We start from the raw sequence: 14759 nt of genomic DNA, 5'->3' as shown, positions 1-14759 counted from the left end.
ACGCTGCCTTTGAACGAAAGCAAAGGGCGTTGCGAAGAACACTTACTCTGACCGAACCAACCTGCAAATTGATCAGGATCTTCACCCCGGGCCCAGAACCTTTGCCCTCGCTGTGATGCCTGTCCTCCTAAGTACCTACCTGCCAGCCCAAGCGCGCTCACTTATCAGCGCTTCAAACTGGCTGCTTTGTTCCAGTCGGGTTCTTCGTTCGATCAATGGTGATCAACGTTACTGGAACGTTTTAACGTTGCACGGTTCTTATCCGTGTCATTTGTAGGAACACCTAATAACTATGTCTACTCAAATCCAGACTCAGGATGCCATTCGCACCCTAACCAACGCTTTTGCTCCAATGAACTGCCTGATCATGGCCGCTCGCAAAGGCTGCTTCAGCTTCACCGTAGTCAATGAACACGGTATCGCTCGTCACAGCGAGCGTCTGTACCCCGATCAATACTCCAGCGCCGAACCGCTGCAGGCCGTGATCGAGCGTACCCGTCAGGCACTGGTTGCCTGAAAGCCGGACAGGCTGCAAAAGCAAAGCCCTGCTGAAAAGCGGGGCTTTTTATTGCCTGATATTTCACTTTTAGCGCAACGCTTCTAAGCATGTTCCGATCTAACGCCCGGTATGCGATGGCGGAAATATTTTAAAAACAGTCCTTTACACGCTGAATATGACACTACACTTCAACTCAAGCGGCTTGACCCGCTTGCGGCGAGCCTGATTCGATCCACTGCTGCCAAAGCCCCTTCAGGACTCGCCCTCAACAACAAGAACCGAGGGTGTTATGGGTATCGCTGCCAGCGAACTGTGCCGCTATGTGATCCGTCCCACATTGATCTATCTGGGACGCCACTGCGCAACCGCCGAATCCCTGCTGCTGGGTATCGCTGCCAGCCAATCCGCCCTCGGCTCTGCCCTGCACGACCGCCGCGGCCACGGCCTCTACCGGATTGCCGAGCATCGCCATCAGGCGCTCTGGGACGATTATCTGGCGCTCGACCCGGAGCGCGCCAGCCTGGTGCGCGGCCTCGCCAGTCAGCATGCATTCCTCAGCGGCCCGCATCTGGAACTGACCGTCAACCTGCGTTACGCCACGGCCATCGCCTGGCTGCTGGTGGAAGAACAGAACCCCACCCTCCCCGCTCCGACCGATCTGCTCGGCATGGCGCGTATCTGGCGCCAGACCTTTCAACCGCAAGGCCGTTTGCGCGACTTTACCTGCGCTTGGCAAACCTGTGTTTCACCGCTGAATCAGGTCGCTTGCTGACCGGGCGGTTTCACAAGTTCTCGCAACAAGTCGCCATTTTGGTCGGATTGTCCTACAAAACCGCTCTAACTCAAGGCTTACAGCTATAGCGCTGGGACGAAAATGTTGGTAATTTTCGCCCCGGTGATCACCAGGAGTTCTAATAATGAAAAAAGTCATGCTCAAAACCACCCTTAGCCTCGCCGTTACCCTTGCCTCCACACAAATCTTCGCGGCAGGTTTTGCCCTCAACGAACAAAGCATCAGTGGGATGGGGACTGGTTTTGCCGGGCGATCTTCTTCTGCCGACGACGCAAGCACTGTTTATGGCAACCCGGCCGGCATGGCGCGCATCAAGCGCGAACAAGTCACCGGCGGCGTCGCCCTGGTCGACGCGCATACCGATATCAGCGATACCAGCTCCAGCCCTAATGGCGGCAGCAACAAGGGCGACATGGTGCCCCTCACTGCCGTACCGATGGGCTTCTATGTAAAACCGATCGATGATCACTGGGCATTCGGCCTCGGTGTGTACGTACCGTTCGGTCTGATCACGGATTACGAAAACGGCTTCGCCGGTCGTTACTTCGGCAGCAAGTCCGAAGTGCAAGTCATCACTTTCCAGCCAACCGTCAGCTACGCCTTCAACGACAAGGTGTCGATCGGTTTCGGCCCGACCATCAACCGTATCGACGGCTCGCTGGAATCCAACCTGTCGATCACCCAGGCACTGCCGGACGGCAAGGTCAAGATCAAGGGTGACGACACCGCGCTGGGCTACAACGTCGGCTTGCTGGTCCAGGCCACCGACACCACCCGTGTCGGCCTGACCTATCACTCCAAGGTCGACTACAAGCTCGAAGGCGACACCAAGGTCAACTACAACGCTCTGGCGCTGGTGGGCGTTGGCGCCAACCAGAAGTACGACGCTTCGTTGAAGATCACCACGCCGGAATCCGTGGACCTGTCGGTCACCCAGGCGATCAACGATCGCTGGAACGTCTACGCCGGCACCACCTGGACCCGCTGGAGCCAACTGGACAAGATCACCGTGAAGAACTCCGGCGTGCAGCCTCTGCTGGCCGGTCAGTTCGGTTCGATCAACGAAGACCAGAACTGGCATGACTCCTGGGCCTATGCCGTGGGTACCTCGTACCAGTTGAACAAGGAATGGGTCCTGCGTACCGGTCTGACCTTCGACCAGTCGCCAACCAATAACGAAGACCGCTCGCCGCGTATCCCGACTGGCGACCGCACCATCTTCAGTATCGGTGCCGGCTGGAGCCCGACCGACGACCTGACCATCGACGTCGCGTACTCGTACCTGAAAGAAGAGTCGGTCAACATCCGCAACGAAAACGCGCGTGGCCAGACTTACGATGCCAAGTATGAAAACTCGGCAAACGGCTTCGGTGTCGGCGCGACATACCGCTTCTGATGCACCGTGGCGAGGCTAACCCCTCGCCCAAGAAAAAGCCCCGCTCTCTTTACAGAGGCGGGGCTTTTTCATGCCTGGGCATCGAACAAACCGGTAGGAGCTGACGAGTGCAACGAGGCTGCGATCTTTTGATCCTGGAGTTTCAAGAACAAAAGATCGCAGCCTCGTTGCACTCGTCAGCTCCTACAGGACCATCACAAGGCTTCAGGGCTTCAGCGGCTTGGAGGCAATGGCCTTTTCGATCGCGGCGATAAACTCGGGATCATCCGGTTTGGTCAAACTGGAAAAACTCGCCACGACCTTGCCCTGCCGGTCGACCACATACTTGTAGAAATTCCACTTCGGCGCATTGCTCTGCGCGGCCAGCACCTGAAACAGATGCGTGGCGTCATCGCCGCGGACCTTCTGCGGCTCGGTCATGTTGAAGGTCACGCCATAGTTGGCGTAGCAGACCTTGGCGGTTTCCGCGCTGTCCTTGGACTCCTGCTTGAAGTCATTCGACGGCACGCCAAGCATTTCCAGCCCCTGGTCCTTATAGCGCTTGTTCAGCGCCTCGAGGCCTTCGAACTGCGGGGCGAAACCGCAGAAGCTGGCGGTATTGACCACCACCAGCGGTTTGTCGGCGTACTGCTTGCACAGATCGATGGATTCCTTGGCGCGCAGCTTGGGCAGCGAGCCTTGCAGCAGCTCAGGACAATCGGCGGCCTGGGCCAGGCCAGTCAACGCCATCAGCAACGCGGGAACAGCACACCAGCGCATCAACATGTCGAACTTCCTTGGGCATTCATCAGGCTTCGACGTTACTCGCCACGCTGCGATCTAGCAAATGCTCATGCCCAACTGCATCAGCGCCAGACCGCCGCGTTGCCAGCCCCACCACACCAGCGCCAACAGCGCTGCAGCCAGTGCGGTCAGCGCGAATCGCGTGCAGATCCGGCTCATGCTGCGCTCGCCGCAGCTTGCAGGCGCGCCACCGGACGCTCGCGCACCGGCCAGTTCAACGCCGCCGCGAGCAGGCTCAAGAGAACCGCCACTTGCCAGATCAAGTCATAACTCCCGGTTCGGTCGTACACCACCCCGCCCAGCCAGCCACCAAGGAACGAACCGAGCTGATGGAACAGAAAGACGATGCCACCGAGCATGGACAAATTGCGCACGCCGAACAAGGTTGCCACCGTACCGTTGGTCAACGGCACCGTCGACAGCCACAGGAAGCCCATGGCCATGCCGAACAGATACGCTGTGGTGGTCGTCACCGGCAACCACAGGAACAGCACGATCACCACCGCGCGCAGTAGATACAACGCCGTCAGCAGACGCGGTTTGGACATGCGGCCACCGAGCCAACCAGCGGTGTAAGTGCCGAAGATATTGAACAGCCCGATCAATGCCAGCACCGTGGTGCCGACACTGGCGGGCAGATGCTGATCCACCAGATACGCTGGCAAGTGCACACCGATGAACACCACCTGAAAACCGCAGACAAAAAAGCCGAACGCCAGCAGCCAGAATCCGGAGTGCGAGCAGGCCTCACGCAGCGCTTCGGAAAGAGTCTGTTCATGGCCAAGCACCGGAAGCGGTTTGTCCTTGAGCATGCTCACCAGCGGCACAATCATCGCCACCAACAGGCCCAGCACCAACAGCGCGGCCGACCAGCCGAGCCAGCCGATCAACCCGAGCGTGCCCGGCAACATCGCGAACTGGCCGAACGAACCGGCAGCACTGGCGATACCCATGCCCATGCTGCGTTTCTCTGGCGGCACAGCGCGACCCACAACACCAAGAATGACCGAAAACGAAGTGCCCGAAAGACCGATACCGATCAGCAGACCGGCACTGAGTGACAGAGTCACTGCCGAATCAGACAGGCCCATGCACACCAGGCCCGCCGCGTAGAGGATCCCACCGACCAGCACCACTTTCGCCGCACCGAAGCGGTCGGCCAGCGCGCCGGTGAACGGCTGCGCCAGGCCCCAGATCAGGTTTTGCAGGGCGATGGCGAAGGCAAACACTTCGCGACCCCAGCCGAACTGCGCGCTCATTGGCGACAGGAACAAGCCGAACCCGTGACGCACGCCCAATGACAACGCCAGGATCAGCGCACTCCCCAGCAACACCCAACCGCACGTACGCCACATCGATGTCATTGTTATTCTCCAGTCGCGGGTATATACCCGCTTGAGCGCGAAGAAACCGGCGTCAGGCCAGTTCGTCGAGCAATTTGAGCAAGGTTTCGCGCTTCTCGGCACCGAGCCGGTCGATCAGCCGCTGTTGCGCCGCCTCCCACGCCGGCAATGCCGCTGCCAGCCGCTGCACGCCGGTTTCAGTGAGGCGCACGATGCGGTTGCGCATGTCCTCGCCTTCGGCCAGCGCCACCAGACCTTCGCCCTCCAGCACACGTAGATTGCGCCCGAGGGTGCTGCGATCCAGGCCCATGGCCTCAGCCAGTTCGGAAATGCTCGGTTGCTCCAGCCGCTGCAGATTGCACAGCAGAGAATACTGGGCAACGTTGATCCCGAAGCCGTCGAGAGCGCCGTCGTAATGCCTGCTGACGCCACGCGCGGCGCGACGCAGGTTGGTGCATAAACACTGAGAAGGAAGCATGATGCGTGTATATACCCGCGAGTGTGTTAAATCAAGTTACAGATCAGTTTACTCTGAACATCATTGTTGCCGGTGAGGCCGCCTTCGCGAGCAGGCTCGCTCCCACAGGGGATTGCATTTCGAAGGTGGGAGCGAGCCTGCTCGCGAAGGGGCCGGCATCATCTCCGCAAATCCTTCAGACCAAAGCGAGCCCCACCAACACCCCCATCTCCAGCAATTCCAGCAACGCCCCTGCCGTATCCCCGGTAGTCCCACCCAACCGCCGCATCATCAATCGCCGCAGCCAGACAAACCCAACCAGCGAAATCAGCACCGCGCCGATACCCGCGATCAACACGCAGCCCAGCGCACTCAACCCCAGCACCCACCACCCCGCTTTGCGCGGCAGATGATCGGCCAGCGCCTGACCCAAGCCACCCGCACGCACATACGGCGTAGTCAGAAACAACCCCAACAGCGCCGCCCGCCCGAGCACCGGGACGATGATCAGCGCCAGGGTATGCCCTTGCTCGATCAGCGCCAGCAGCGCGGCGAATTTCAGCAACAACACCAGCACCAGCGTGACCACCGCGATCGGCCCGCTGCGGGGATCTTTCATGATCGTCAGCGTACGTTCACGATCACCAAAACCCCCGAGCCAGGCATCGGCGCTGTCCGCCAAGCCATCGAGATGCAGCGCGCCGCTGAGCAATACCCACACGGTCAGCAACAGCGCCGTATGCAGCAACATCGGCGCGCTGGCCAACAACAGATTCAACGCATAGAGGATCAGCCCGAACAGCAATCCCACCAGCGGATAAAACAGCAGCGAACGGCCAAGCTGTTGCGGCTCAGGCATGCCCGGCAGGCGAATCGGCAGGCTGCTGAGAAACTGCAAGGCGATCCACAGCGGCAACATCTCAGTGACCTTCCTTGAGCGCGCCATCAGCCTCGACCGTCAGCGCAAACAGCGCGCCGTGGCCGACTTCGACATTGAGCAACTGTTCGCGCGGCAGACCACGTGCCTGCGCGAGCAACAAGCGCATCACGCCGCCGTGGCTGACCAGCAGAATCCGTTCGCCGGCGTAAGCCGCCTGCAACCGCGCGACCGCCGCCAACACCCGCGCGGAAAACGCGCTGACCGGCTCCCCCTGCGGTGGCGTGAAGCCATAGGGATCAGCCCAGAACAGCCCCAGCGCTTCGGCGTCCGTTTCCATCAACGCCGCCGCGCTCTGCCCTTCCCATGCGCCGAAATGCAGTTCCTGCAGATCCTTGTCCAGATGCACGGACAGGTTCAATTGCTCACCGAGTTCGGCGGCGAAGCGCGCGCAGCGCTGCAATGGCGAACTGACAATTCGATCCCACGGCCCGCCTTCGACCACCGCTGCACGCATCTGTGTCCAGCCGTTTGCGGTCAGCGCATCGTCGAGGCTGCCGCGCAAGCCGCCGCCGAGTTCCGTTTCGCCGTGGCGCAGCAGATCCAGACGCAGACTCATGCCGGGCGATCCGCGACAGCCGCTTCGGCGAACGTCGCCATTTGCCCGTGCAGGTCACAGGCCAGGCGCAACAACGGCACCGCCAACGCTGCGCCACTGCCCTCGCCCAAGCGCAGGTCGAGTTCCAGCAACGGTTCGGCGCTCAAGGTTTCCAGCACATGACGATGGCCCGGCTCGGCACCGCGATGGCCGAACAACAGCCACTCGCGACAGGCCGGATTCAAGCGCACCGCGACCAGCGCGGCGACCGTGCAGATAAAGCCGTCAACCAGCACCGCGATGCCTTCCTGCGCGCAGGCCAGATAGGCGCCGACCAACGCGGCAATCTCGAAACCGCCAAGATTGAACAACGTCTGCAAGGCATCGCCACGCTGTGCGGCATGCAGCGCCAGCGCGCGTTCGATGACTTGCGCCTTGTGGCTGACGCCAGCGGCATTCAGCCCGGTACCGGGGCCGGTCAGGTGCGCTACCGGGCAATCGAGCAAGGCACAGGCCAGCGCACTGGCCGCCGTGGTATTGCCGATGCCCATCTCGCCGCCGATGAACAACTGGGTGCCGGCGGCTTTCGCGCGCACGACACTGTCGCGACCGGCCTGCAAGGCCAATTCGCCCTGCGCCTGAGTCATCGCTGCGCTCTGAGCGAAGTTCGCCGTTCCCGCGCCAATGTTCAGATGGCGCACGCCGGGCAGATTCAGCGTCGGATTCACTGTGCCCAGATCGACCACTTCCAGTTGCGCGCCGAGCTGACGTGCCAGCACGCTGATCGCCGCGCCGCCGCTGACAAAGTTGAGCAGCATCTGCCCGGTGACTTCCTGCGGATAAGCCGATACACCTTCGGCTACCACGCCATGGTCGCCAGCGAAAATCGCGATCCAGACTTGATCGAGCGTTGGCTTGAGCTGACCTTGCAGACCGGCCAGTTGCACGGCCACCGATTCAAGGCGCCCCAACGAACCGGCCGGTTTGGTCAGTTGCTGCTGGCGCTCGGTCGCTTGCGCGATGATGTCCGAGTTCACGGTTTTGCACGGGTTCAGCCACCAGATCGGGCTCATAACGCAGGTCCTTTCAAAGTCAGGGGCAGGCCGGCGACGGTCAGGACAACTCGCTGACAACGCTCGGCCAGAGCTTGATGCAGCCAACCGGCTTCATCGACATAGCGGCGAGTCAATTCGCCCAGCGGCACGACACCCATTCCGGTCTCGTTGCTGACAAAAATGATTTCACCCGGCAACGACGCCAGGCAGTCGAGCAGCGCTTCACGCTCGGCGGCGAGACGTTTGGCGTCGTCGAGCATGAGCAGATTGGTCAGCCACAGGGTCAGGCAATCGACCAGCAGGCAGCGCTCGGCGCCAGCGGATTCGCGCAGCACGCGGGCCAGTTCCAGTGGCTCTTCGATCAACGCCCATTCGACCGGGCGGCGCGCGCGGTGATGGGCGACGCGCTGGTTCATTTCGCCGTCGAGCGGTTGGCTGGTGGCGATGTAGGTGACCGCCAGATGGCTGTCGCTGGCGAGTTTTTCCGCCAGACGACTCTTGCCGGAGCGGGCGCCGCCGAGGATCAGTTGGAGCATGGGTTCATCCAAAAATGTGTGGTGAGACAACCGGCCCCTTCGCGAGCAGGCTCGCTCCCACCGTTGATCGCGTCTCCCTGTGGGAGCGAGCCTGCTCGCGAAGAGGCCAGTCCAGACAACTCAAATCCCGCAGAGCTGCCGCAACAGCCCGGTATCCAGATGCTTCTCCACCAGATCCGCCAGCCGTTCGATATCGCGTTCGCGCAAGCCGTGGTAATCGACCTCTTGTACATCACTCAGCCCGGCCCAGCGCAGCAACGCCGCGCTCGCCTCGGGGGATTCGAACAAGCCATGCAGATAGGTGCCGAACACCTGACCATCGGCACTTTGCGCACCATCGCAACGACCGTCGTCCAAATGTACCGCCGGATTCTCCAGCGCCGGCCCGCTGGTTACGCCAGCATGTATTTCGTAACCGCTGACTGCGGCGCTTTCCAACGCCAGCCGCCCGCGCACGTTGCGCAATTGCTTCTCGGCTTCGAGTTGCGTTTCGAACGCCAGCAGCCCCAGACCGGCGCTGGAGCCGGCAGCGCCTTCCAGCCCAAGCGGATCGTGTACTTGCTCACCGAGCATCTGCAGACCGCCGCAAATCCCCAGCACCTTGCCGCCGTAGCGCAGATGCCGATTGATCGCAGCGTCCCAACCATTGGCGCGCAGATAAGCCAGATCACTGCGCACGCTCTTCGAGCCCGGCAGGATGATCAGATCGGCGGCGGGAATTGCCTGGCCCGGGCCGACAAATTGCAGATCCACCTGCGGATGCAGACGCAGCGGGTCGAAGTCGGTGTGATTGCTGATGCGCGGCAGCACCGGCACCACCACTTTCAATACCTGCTCGGCCTTGTCGGTCTGGCGTTGGTCGATGCCGTCCTCGGCCTCAAGGTGCAGGTCCATCACGTAGGGCAACACGCCGACCACCGGTTTGCCAGTGCGCTGCTCCAGCCAGTCGAGGCCCGGTTGCAACAAGGCGATATCGCCGCGAAAGCGGTTGATGATGAAGCCTTTGACCCGCGCCTGCTCGCTCGGTGAAAGCAATTCCAGCGTGCCGACCAAATGCGCAAACACGCCGCCGCGATTGATGTCGGCGATCAGCAAAACCGGGCAATCCACCGCCTCGGCAAAGCCCATGTTGGCAATGTCGCCGGCGCGCAGATTGATCTCCGCCGGCGAACCGGCGCCTTCGACCATCACCAACGGATACGCCGCGCTGAGCCGCGCATGGGAAGCGAGCACCGCTTGCATCGCGATGGCCTTGTAATCGTGATAGGCGACGGCGTTCATCGTCGTCACCGCGCGGCCATGAATGATCACTTGCGCGCCGGTGTCGCTGTTGGGCTTGAGCAGCACCGGGTTCATGTCTGTGTGCGGTTCGAGACCGGCCGCTTGCGCCTGCACTGCCTGCGCGCGGCCGATCTCGCCGCCGTCAGCGGTGACTGCGCTGTTGAGCGCCATGTTCTGCGGCTTGAACGGCACCACCGCCACGCCCTGGCGAGTGGCCCAGCGGCACAACGCGGTCACCAATGTGCTTTTGCCAGCATCGGACGTGGTGCCTTGCACCATCAGAGTGGTCATGGGTGGTCCTTGGCGAATGCTTGCAAAGCCTGTTCGAGACGCAGCTCTTGCGCGGCATCGGCTGGCAGGCCGAAACGCACGCTGCTGTTGTGGCTGAACAGGCGCAGGAGGATGCCGCGCCGGGCGAGGAATTCGTGCAGCGCTTCGGCGTGCTCGGTGATCAGCCACTGAAACAGCGCGCAGCCACCCTGCGGTGCAAAACCGCAACGGGTCAGCAGCGCCACCAGCCGTTCGCTCGCTTCATCGCTGCGAATCCGCTGACGGGTGTGACCCTCGGTGTCTTGCAGGCACGCCGTACCGAGTACCCGCGTCGGCCCGCTCACCGCCCACGGCCCGACCTGTTCGGCGAGCAGTTTGAGCAACTTGCGTTCGGCCAGAACGAAACCGAGGCGCACCCCGGCCAGGCCGAAAAACTTGCCGAACGAACGCAACACCACCAGCCCGACCTGATGCGCATAGGGCGCCAGGCTCAGTTGCGGTGTGTTGTCCATGAATGCTTCGTCGACCACCAGCCAGCCGCCGCGTTGCGCCAGCCGCGCATGCCAGTCGAGCAGGCGTGCCGGGGTCAGGCTGAGGCCGGTCGGATTGTTCGGATTGACCACCACCAATACATCGAGGCTGTCGAGAAAGAACTCGACTTCCTGCTCGAGCACTTCACGGACGATGTAACCGCTGCGCCGCCAGGCTTCGGCGTGCTCGGCATAGCACGGCGACAACACGCCGACCTTGCCGGCCCGGCGCAGACGCGGCAGCAACTGGATGGCCATTTGCGAGCCGGCCACCGGCAACACCTGCGCGGCGCCGTAGTAATCGCAGGCGGCCTGTTCCAGACCGTCGTCGGTTTCCGGCAAGCGCGCCCAGGCGCGCAGCGGGATCTCCGGGATCGGGAACGGCCACGGCGCGAGGCCGCTCGACAGGTCGAGCCAGTCGGCTTCGGCAATCCCGTAATCGAGTGCAGCCTTGCGCAACCGGCCACCGTGCTCAAGCATAAAATTCCGCCCCCAGGCAAAGCATCAGCAGCCATAACCATACGCCGCGCTGGACCAATTGCCAGCCACGGTCAATGGAATCGGCATCCGCCGGCGCACCTTCGCCCAGTTGTGGGCGCTCATGCAGTTCGCCGTGATAGATCGCCGGTCCACCCAACTCGACGCCGAGCGCACCGGCACCGGCCGCCATCACCGGGCCGGCGTTAGGGCTGTCCCACTGCGGCGCTTGGGTGCGCCAGCACTTCAGCGCGAGGCGGGTCTTGCCCAGTAGCGCGTAGGTCAACGCCACCAGACGCGCAGGAATGTAGTTCAACACGTCGTCGATTTTCGCCGCCGCCCAGCCGAAACGTTCAAAGCGTTCGTTGCGATAACCCCACATCGCATCAAGGGTATTGCTCAAGCGATACAGGACCACGCCCGGCGCGCCGGCGACGGCAAACCAGAACAGCGCAGCGAACACCGCATCGCTGCCGTTCTCCAGCACCGATTCAGTGGCGGCACGGGCCACGGCAGTGCTGTCGAGTTCATCGGTCTGGCGGCTGACCAGATAACCGACACGCTTGCGCGCCTCGTCCAGATCATCGGCGCGCAACGCAGCCGCGACCGGCGCGACATGTTCGCCGAGGCTGCGCATGCCGAGGGCGCAATACAGCGCGAGAATCTCGACAATCCAGCCCACATAGGGCGCCCAGGAAAATGCGGTGGCGAGCAGAGTCAGCGGCAGCACCGCGAGCACCCACGCGGTCACACCATGGCTGCGCCAGCCACGGCCGCCGGCGTTGAAGCGTTGCTCGATGCGCCCGGCAAAATTGCCGAACGCCACCAGCGGATGCCAGCGTTTCGGTTCACCAAGCAGCGCATCCAGCGCTACTGCGGCGACACTCAGCAACGCCACACTCATTGACTCACTCCCCAATAATTTTCGTACAGCAACTCGTTGAGCGGCCGCGCCTGCGCCCAGCCTTCAAGTACCAGCATCGGCGCCGGATAGAATTCCTTGACCGGGCCGAGACACAACACCGCCAGCGGCTTGGCACCGGCCGGCAACTTGAGCAAATCCGCCAGTGCCTGCGGTTCGAACAGCGAGACCCAGCCCATGCCCAGGCCCTCGGCACGGGAGGCCAGCCACAAATTCTGGATCGCGCAGGACAACGAGGCCATGTCCATTTCCGGCAACGTGCGCCGACCGAAAATGTGTTTTTCGCGATCGTCCATCAGCGCTGCGACCAGCACTTCGGCGCAATCGTTGATGCCTTCGACCTTGAGCTGCATGAACTCATCGCTGCGCTCGCCAAGGGCTTCGGCAGTGCGGATGCGCTCTTCTTCCACCAGATCGCGGATCTGCCCGCGCAGAGCACGATCGCTGATGCGGATGAAGCGCCAGGGCTGCATCAGACCGACGCTCGGCGCTTGATGAGCGGCTTCGAGCAGACGACGCAGCAGTTGCGGCTCGACGCTGCCGCCGGTGAAGTGGCGCATGTCGCGGCGCTCGGCGATGGCCTTGTAGACCGCCGCGCGTTCGGCTTCGGAGAAGGTGTTGTCGGTCATGGCCCTTTCGCGAGCAGGCTCGCTCCCACAGGGTTCAGGTCATCCATTGTGGGAGCGAGCCTGCTCGCGAAGGCGGCCTCACGATCTGGCGCAAACAATGCGGCAATCGCAGTCGGATTCGACGGGAAATAAAAATGCACATAAGAAGCCGTCATCCGCCCCTCGCGATAAACCGCCTCGGCCCCACGCCCGCCATTAGGACTCACCCCCCGGGCAATCGGCGTCAGCTCTGTGGTGGTCAGGGAATGATGATAGGTATGCCCACGCAAGGAACCTTCCGGCAGCTCAACCGCCTGCAACGCCAGCGCCGCCAGACGCTTCTGCATCACCGCCTCGCCCTTGAGCAAACCGACCAGCTCAGCACGGGTGCCTTCCACGTCGGTCAGCGAATCAAGCAGATAAAGCATGCCGCCACACTCGGCGAGCAACGGCTTGCCCGCCGCATGGTGCGCGCGGATCGCCGCCAGCATTGAGGCGTTTTGCGCCAGCGCGACGTGATGCAACTCTGGATAGCCGCCCGGCAGATACAGGCTGTCCGCCTCGGGCAATTGCGTGTCGCGGATCGGCGAGAAGAAGCGCAATTCGGCGCCCATCGCCCGCAGCAGATCGAGACTGGCGCCATAGGTGAAGGCAAAGGCTTCATCGCGGGCAACGGCGATGCGCACACCTTTTAATAGAGGCTCGGCGGCGATGACGTCAGGCGCGGCGAATTCAACGGCCGGTGGCAGCGCGACCTCGCAACTGCTGGCCAGCGCATCGGCGGCCGCGTCGAGGCGCAGATCCAGATCATTCAATTCGCTGGCCTGAACCAGGCCGAGGTGGCGGCTCGGCAATTCGATACCGGTTTCGCGGGACAGCGCACCGTACCAGCGCAGACCTTCGGTGAGGCTGCCTTCGAGTAATTGCGCATGGCGCAAGGTGCCGACGCGGTTGGCCAGCACGCCAGCGAACGGCAAGTCCGGCTGATACTTGGCCAGGCCCAGCGCCAAGGCGCCAAAGGTCTGCGCCATGGCGGTGCCGTCGATCACGCCGAGCACCGGCACACCGAAGTGGCGCGCCAGATCAGCGCTGGATGGCGTGCCGTCGAACAGGCCCATCACGCCCTCGATCAGAATCAGGTCAGCCTCGGCGGCGGCTTCCCACAACAGCCGGCGACTTTCTTGCTCGCCGACCATCCACATGTCCAGTTGATACACCGGCGCACCGCTGGCGCGCTCGAGGATCATCGGGTCGAGAAAGTCCGGGCCGCATTTGAACACGCGGACCTTGCGCCCTTGGTTGCGATGCAAACGGGCGAGTGCGGCGGTGACGGTGGTCTTGCCCTGACCGGAGGCCGGCGCGGCGATCAACACCGCCGGGCAGTGACGTGGTTGCTTCAAAGTTCGACGCCTTTCTGCGCTTTGATCCCGGCCTGGAAGGCGTGCTTGAGCATGCCCATTTCGGTGACCGTGTCGCCCATCTCGATCATTTCCGGCTTGGCGCCGCGACCGGTGACGACCACGTGCTGCATCGGCGGACGCGCCTGCAAATCGCTGAGCACCTGATCGAGATCGAGGTAGCCGTGCTTGAGGGCGATGTTCAATTCATCGAGCACCACCAGACCGATCGAAGGGTCGCGCAACAATTCACGCGAGACTTCCCAAGCGGCGGTCGCAGCGGCGATGTCGCGCTGACGATCCTGGGTTTCCCAGGTGAAGCCTTCGCCCATGACGTGGAAACGCACTTGCTCGGGGAAGCGGCGGAAAAACAATTCTTCGCCAGTGCTGTTGCGGCCCTTGATGAACTGCACAACGCCGCACTGCATGCCGTGGCCCATCGCGCGGGCGAGCATGCCGAACGCCGAGCTGCTCTTGCCTTTGCCGTTGCCGGTCAGCACCAGCACCAGGCCACATTCGTCGGGCGAGTTGGCAATGCGTTCGTCGATCACGGCCTTCTTGCGCTGCATGCGCGCCAGATGGCGTTCGTCACGCTCGGGGGAATCAGTCATGGGGGAGCTCTCCGTTGAGGCTGGATAACGGCGGGCAGGCAAAAGAATAGACGGCAAAAAGCCTGGCATCGCCCACCGTGATGCCGCTGAGATGGATCAGGCCGGTCTCCGGGCTCATGAGCGGCGTTTCGCCGGACTGCGCGCCTTCCCGCTTCTTTCGAGGCAGTGGCTCAAGGCGCAGTTTTCACTCATTTACCGTTGCGGGGGCAGCGCCGGGATCGTCGTGGCTTCGCTTGAAGACCACCCTCACCGGCTTCCCTGTTTCACTCTGTCGACGCGGGGCCACAGAGCACCTGAAACAAGCGGCGAAGGTTAGAGGGTTGGGG

At 62.4% G+C, this 14759-nt stretch carries 17 protein-coding genes and 1 riboswitch; of the genes, 3 read left to right on the top strand and 14 right to left on the bottom strand.

All coding sequences use genetic code 11. From position 1 onward, the window contains the following. Positions 1-292: 292 nt before the first annotated feature. The 3 genes from ASG55_RS04510 (at position 293) to ASG55_RS04500 (ending at position 2688) form a co-directional block, all read left to right on the top strand. Complete coding sequence (locus ASG55_RS04510) at positions 293-517, top strand: hypothetical protein (protein WP_016773719.1); 225 nt, start codon at positions 293-295, stop codon at positions 515-517. A 271-nt stretch (positions 518-788) separates the two neighbouring features. Then, on the top strand, positions 789-1271 hold the full coding sequence (locus ASG55_RS04505; RefSeq protein ID WP_041479533.1) for a hypothetical protein: 483 nt from the start codon (positions 789-791) through the stop codon (positions 1269-1271). A gap of 145 nt (positions 1272-1416) precedes the next feature. Beyond that, positions 1417-2688 carry an OmpP1/FadL family transporter gene (locus ASG55_RS04500; RefSeq protein ID WP_056783953.1) on the top strand — a complete coding sequence of 424 codons (1272 nt, stop codon included), beginning with the start codon at positions 1417-1419 and terminating at the stop codon, positions 2686-2688. A 204-nt stretch (positions 2689-2892) separates the two neighbouring features. Here the strand turns inward: ASG55_RS04500 and ASG55_RS04495 are convergent, their stop codons facing one another. The 14 genes from ASG55_RS04495 to cobO all read right to left on the bottom strand — a co-directional run bounded on the left by ASG55_RS04495 (position 2893) and on the right by cobO (position 14433). After that, a complete protein-coding gene (locus ASG55_RS04495) occupies positions 2893-3453 on the bottom strand; it encodes a glutathione peroxidase (RefSeq protein WP_041479535.1) in 561 nt (186 codons plus the stop codon). A gap of 54 nt (positions 3454-3507) precedes the next feature. After that, on the bottom strand, positions 3508-3630 hold the full coding sequence (locus ASG55_RS27410) for a hypothetical protein (RefSeq protein WP_269084999.1): 123 nt from the start codon (positions 3628-3630) through the stop codon (positions 3508-3510). Beyond that, the gene (locus ASG55_RS04490; protein WP_056783951.1) at positions 3627-4835 is read right to left on the bottom strand and encodes an MFS transporter; all 1209 of its coding nucleotides are present in this window, start codon (positions 4833-4835) and stop codon (positions 3627-3629) included. Before ASG55_RS04490 ends, ASG55_RS27410 begins: the two co-directional genes overlap by 4 nt. Positions 4836-4887: 52 nt before the next feature. Then, positions 4888-5292, bottom strand: coding sequence for a MarR family winged helix-turn-helix transcriptional regulator (locus ASG55_RS04485; protein ID WP_016773714.1), 405 nt, complete (start codon positions 5290-5292; stop codon positions 4888-4890). Between the two features lie 175 nt (positions 5293-5467). Next, positions 5468-6190, bottom strand: a complete 723-nt coding sequence (locus ASG55_RS04480) for an adenosylcobinamide-GDP ribazoletransferase (RefSeq protein ID WP_056783949.1) — start codon at positions 6188-6190, stop codon at positions 5468-5470. Between the two features lies 1 nt (position 6191). Further along, the gene (gene cobC / locus ASG55_RS04475; protein WP_056783946.1) at positions 6192-6767 is read right to left on the bottom strand and encodes an alpha-ribazole phosphatase family protein; all 576 of its coding nucleotides are present in this window, start codon (positions 6765-6767) and stop codon (positions 6192-6194) included. Then, positions 6764-7819, bottom strand: a complete 1056-nt coding sequence (gene cobT, locus ASG55_RS04470) for a nicotinate-nucleotide--dimethylbenzimidazole phosphoribosyltransferase (RefSeq protein ID WP_056783943.1) — start codon at positions 7817-7819, stop codon at positions 6764-6766. Before cobT ends, cobC begins: the two co-directional genes overlap by 4 nt. Beyond that, positions 7816-8337, bottom strand: a complete 522-nt coding sequence (gene cobU, locus ASG55_RS04465; protein WP_056783941.1) for a bifunctional adenosylcobinamide kinase/adenosylcobinamide-phosphate guanylyltransferase — start codon at positions 8335-8337, stop codon at positions 7816-7818. Before cobU ends, cobT begins: the two co-directional genes overlap by 4 nt. Positions 8338-8457: 120 nt before the next feature. Then, positions 8458-9909, bottom strand: a complete 1452-nt coding sequence (locus ASG55_RS04460) for a cobyric acid synthase (protein WP_056783939.1) — start codon at positions 9907-9909, stop codon at positions 8458-8460. Continuing rightward, positions 9906-10898, bottom strand: coding sequence for a threonine-phosphate decarboxylase CobD (gene cobD / locus ASG55_RS04455; protein WP_056783936.1), 993 nt, complete (start codon positions 10896-10898; stop codon positions 9906-9908). The genes ASG55_RS04460 and cobD overlap by 4 nt, the downstream gene beginning before the upstream one ends. After that, positions 10891-11799: an adenosylcobinamide-phosphate synthase CbiB gene (gene cbiB, locus ASG55_RS04450; RefSeq protein WP_056783933.1), complete on the bottom strand. Its 909-nt coding sequence runs from the start codon at positions 11797-11799 to the stop codon at positions 10891-10893. The genes cobD and cbiB overlap by 8 nt, the downstream gene beginning before the upstream one ends. Beyond that, complete coding sequence (bluB, locus tag ASG55_RS04445) at positions 11796-12446, bottom strand: 5,6-dimethylbenzimidazole synthase (protein WP_024012169.1); 651 nt, start codon at positions 12444-12446, stop codon at positions 11796-11798. Before bluB ends, cbiB begins: the two co-directional genes overlap by 4 nt. Continuing rightward, a complete protein-coding gene (locus ASG55_RS04440; RefSeq protein WP_056783931.1) occupies positions 12443-13825 on the bottom strand; it encodes a cobyrinate a,c-diamide synthase in 1383 nt (460 codons plus the stop codon). Before ASG55_RS04440 ends, bluB begins: the two co-directional genes overlap by 4 nt. Beyond that, the gene (gene cobO, locus ASG55_RS04435; RefSeq protein ID WP_016773703.1) at positions 13822-14433 is read right to left on the bottom strand and encodes a cob(I)yrinic acid a,c-diamide adenosyltransferase; all 612 of its coding nucleotides are present in this window, start codon (positions 14431-14433) and stop codon (positions 13822-13824) included. Before cobO ends, ASG55_RS04440 begins: the two co-directional genes overlap by 4 nt. 82 nt (positions 14434-14515) lie before the next feature. Further along, a riboswitch (cobalamin riboswitch) is annotated at positions 14516-14745 on the bottom strand. Between the last annotated feature and the right edge of the window lie 14 nt (positions 14746-14759).

It is taken from the genome of Pseudomonas sp. Leaf434, from assembly GCF_001425545.1.
In the GTDB taxonomy this organism is placed as follows: domain Bacteria; phylum Pseudomonadota; class Gammaproteobacteria; order Pseudomonadales; family Pseudomonadaceae; genus Aquipseudomonas; species Aquipseudomonas siliginis.
The sequence above is the reverse complement of the archived record's forward strand: the minus strand, read 5'-3'. Positions and strand labels throughout refer to the sequence as shown.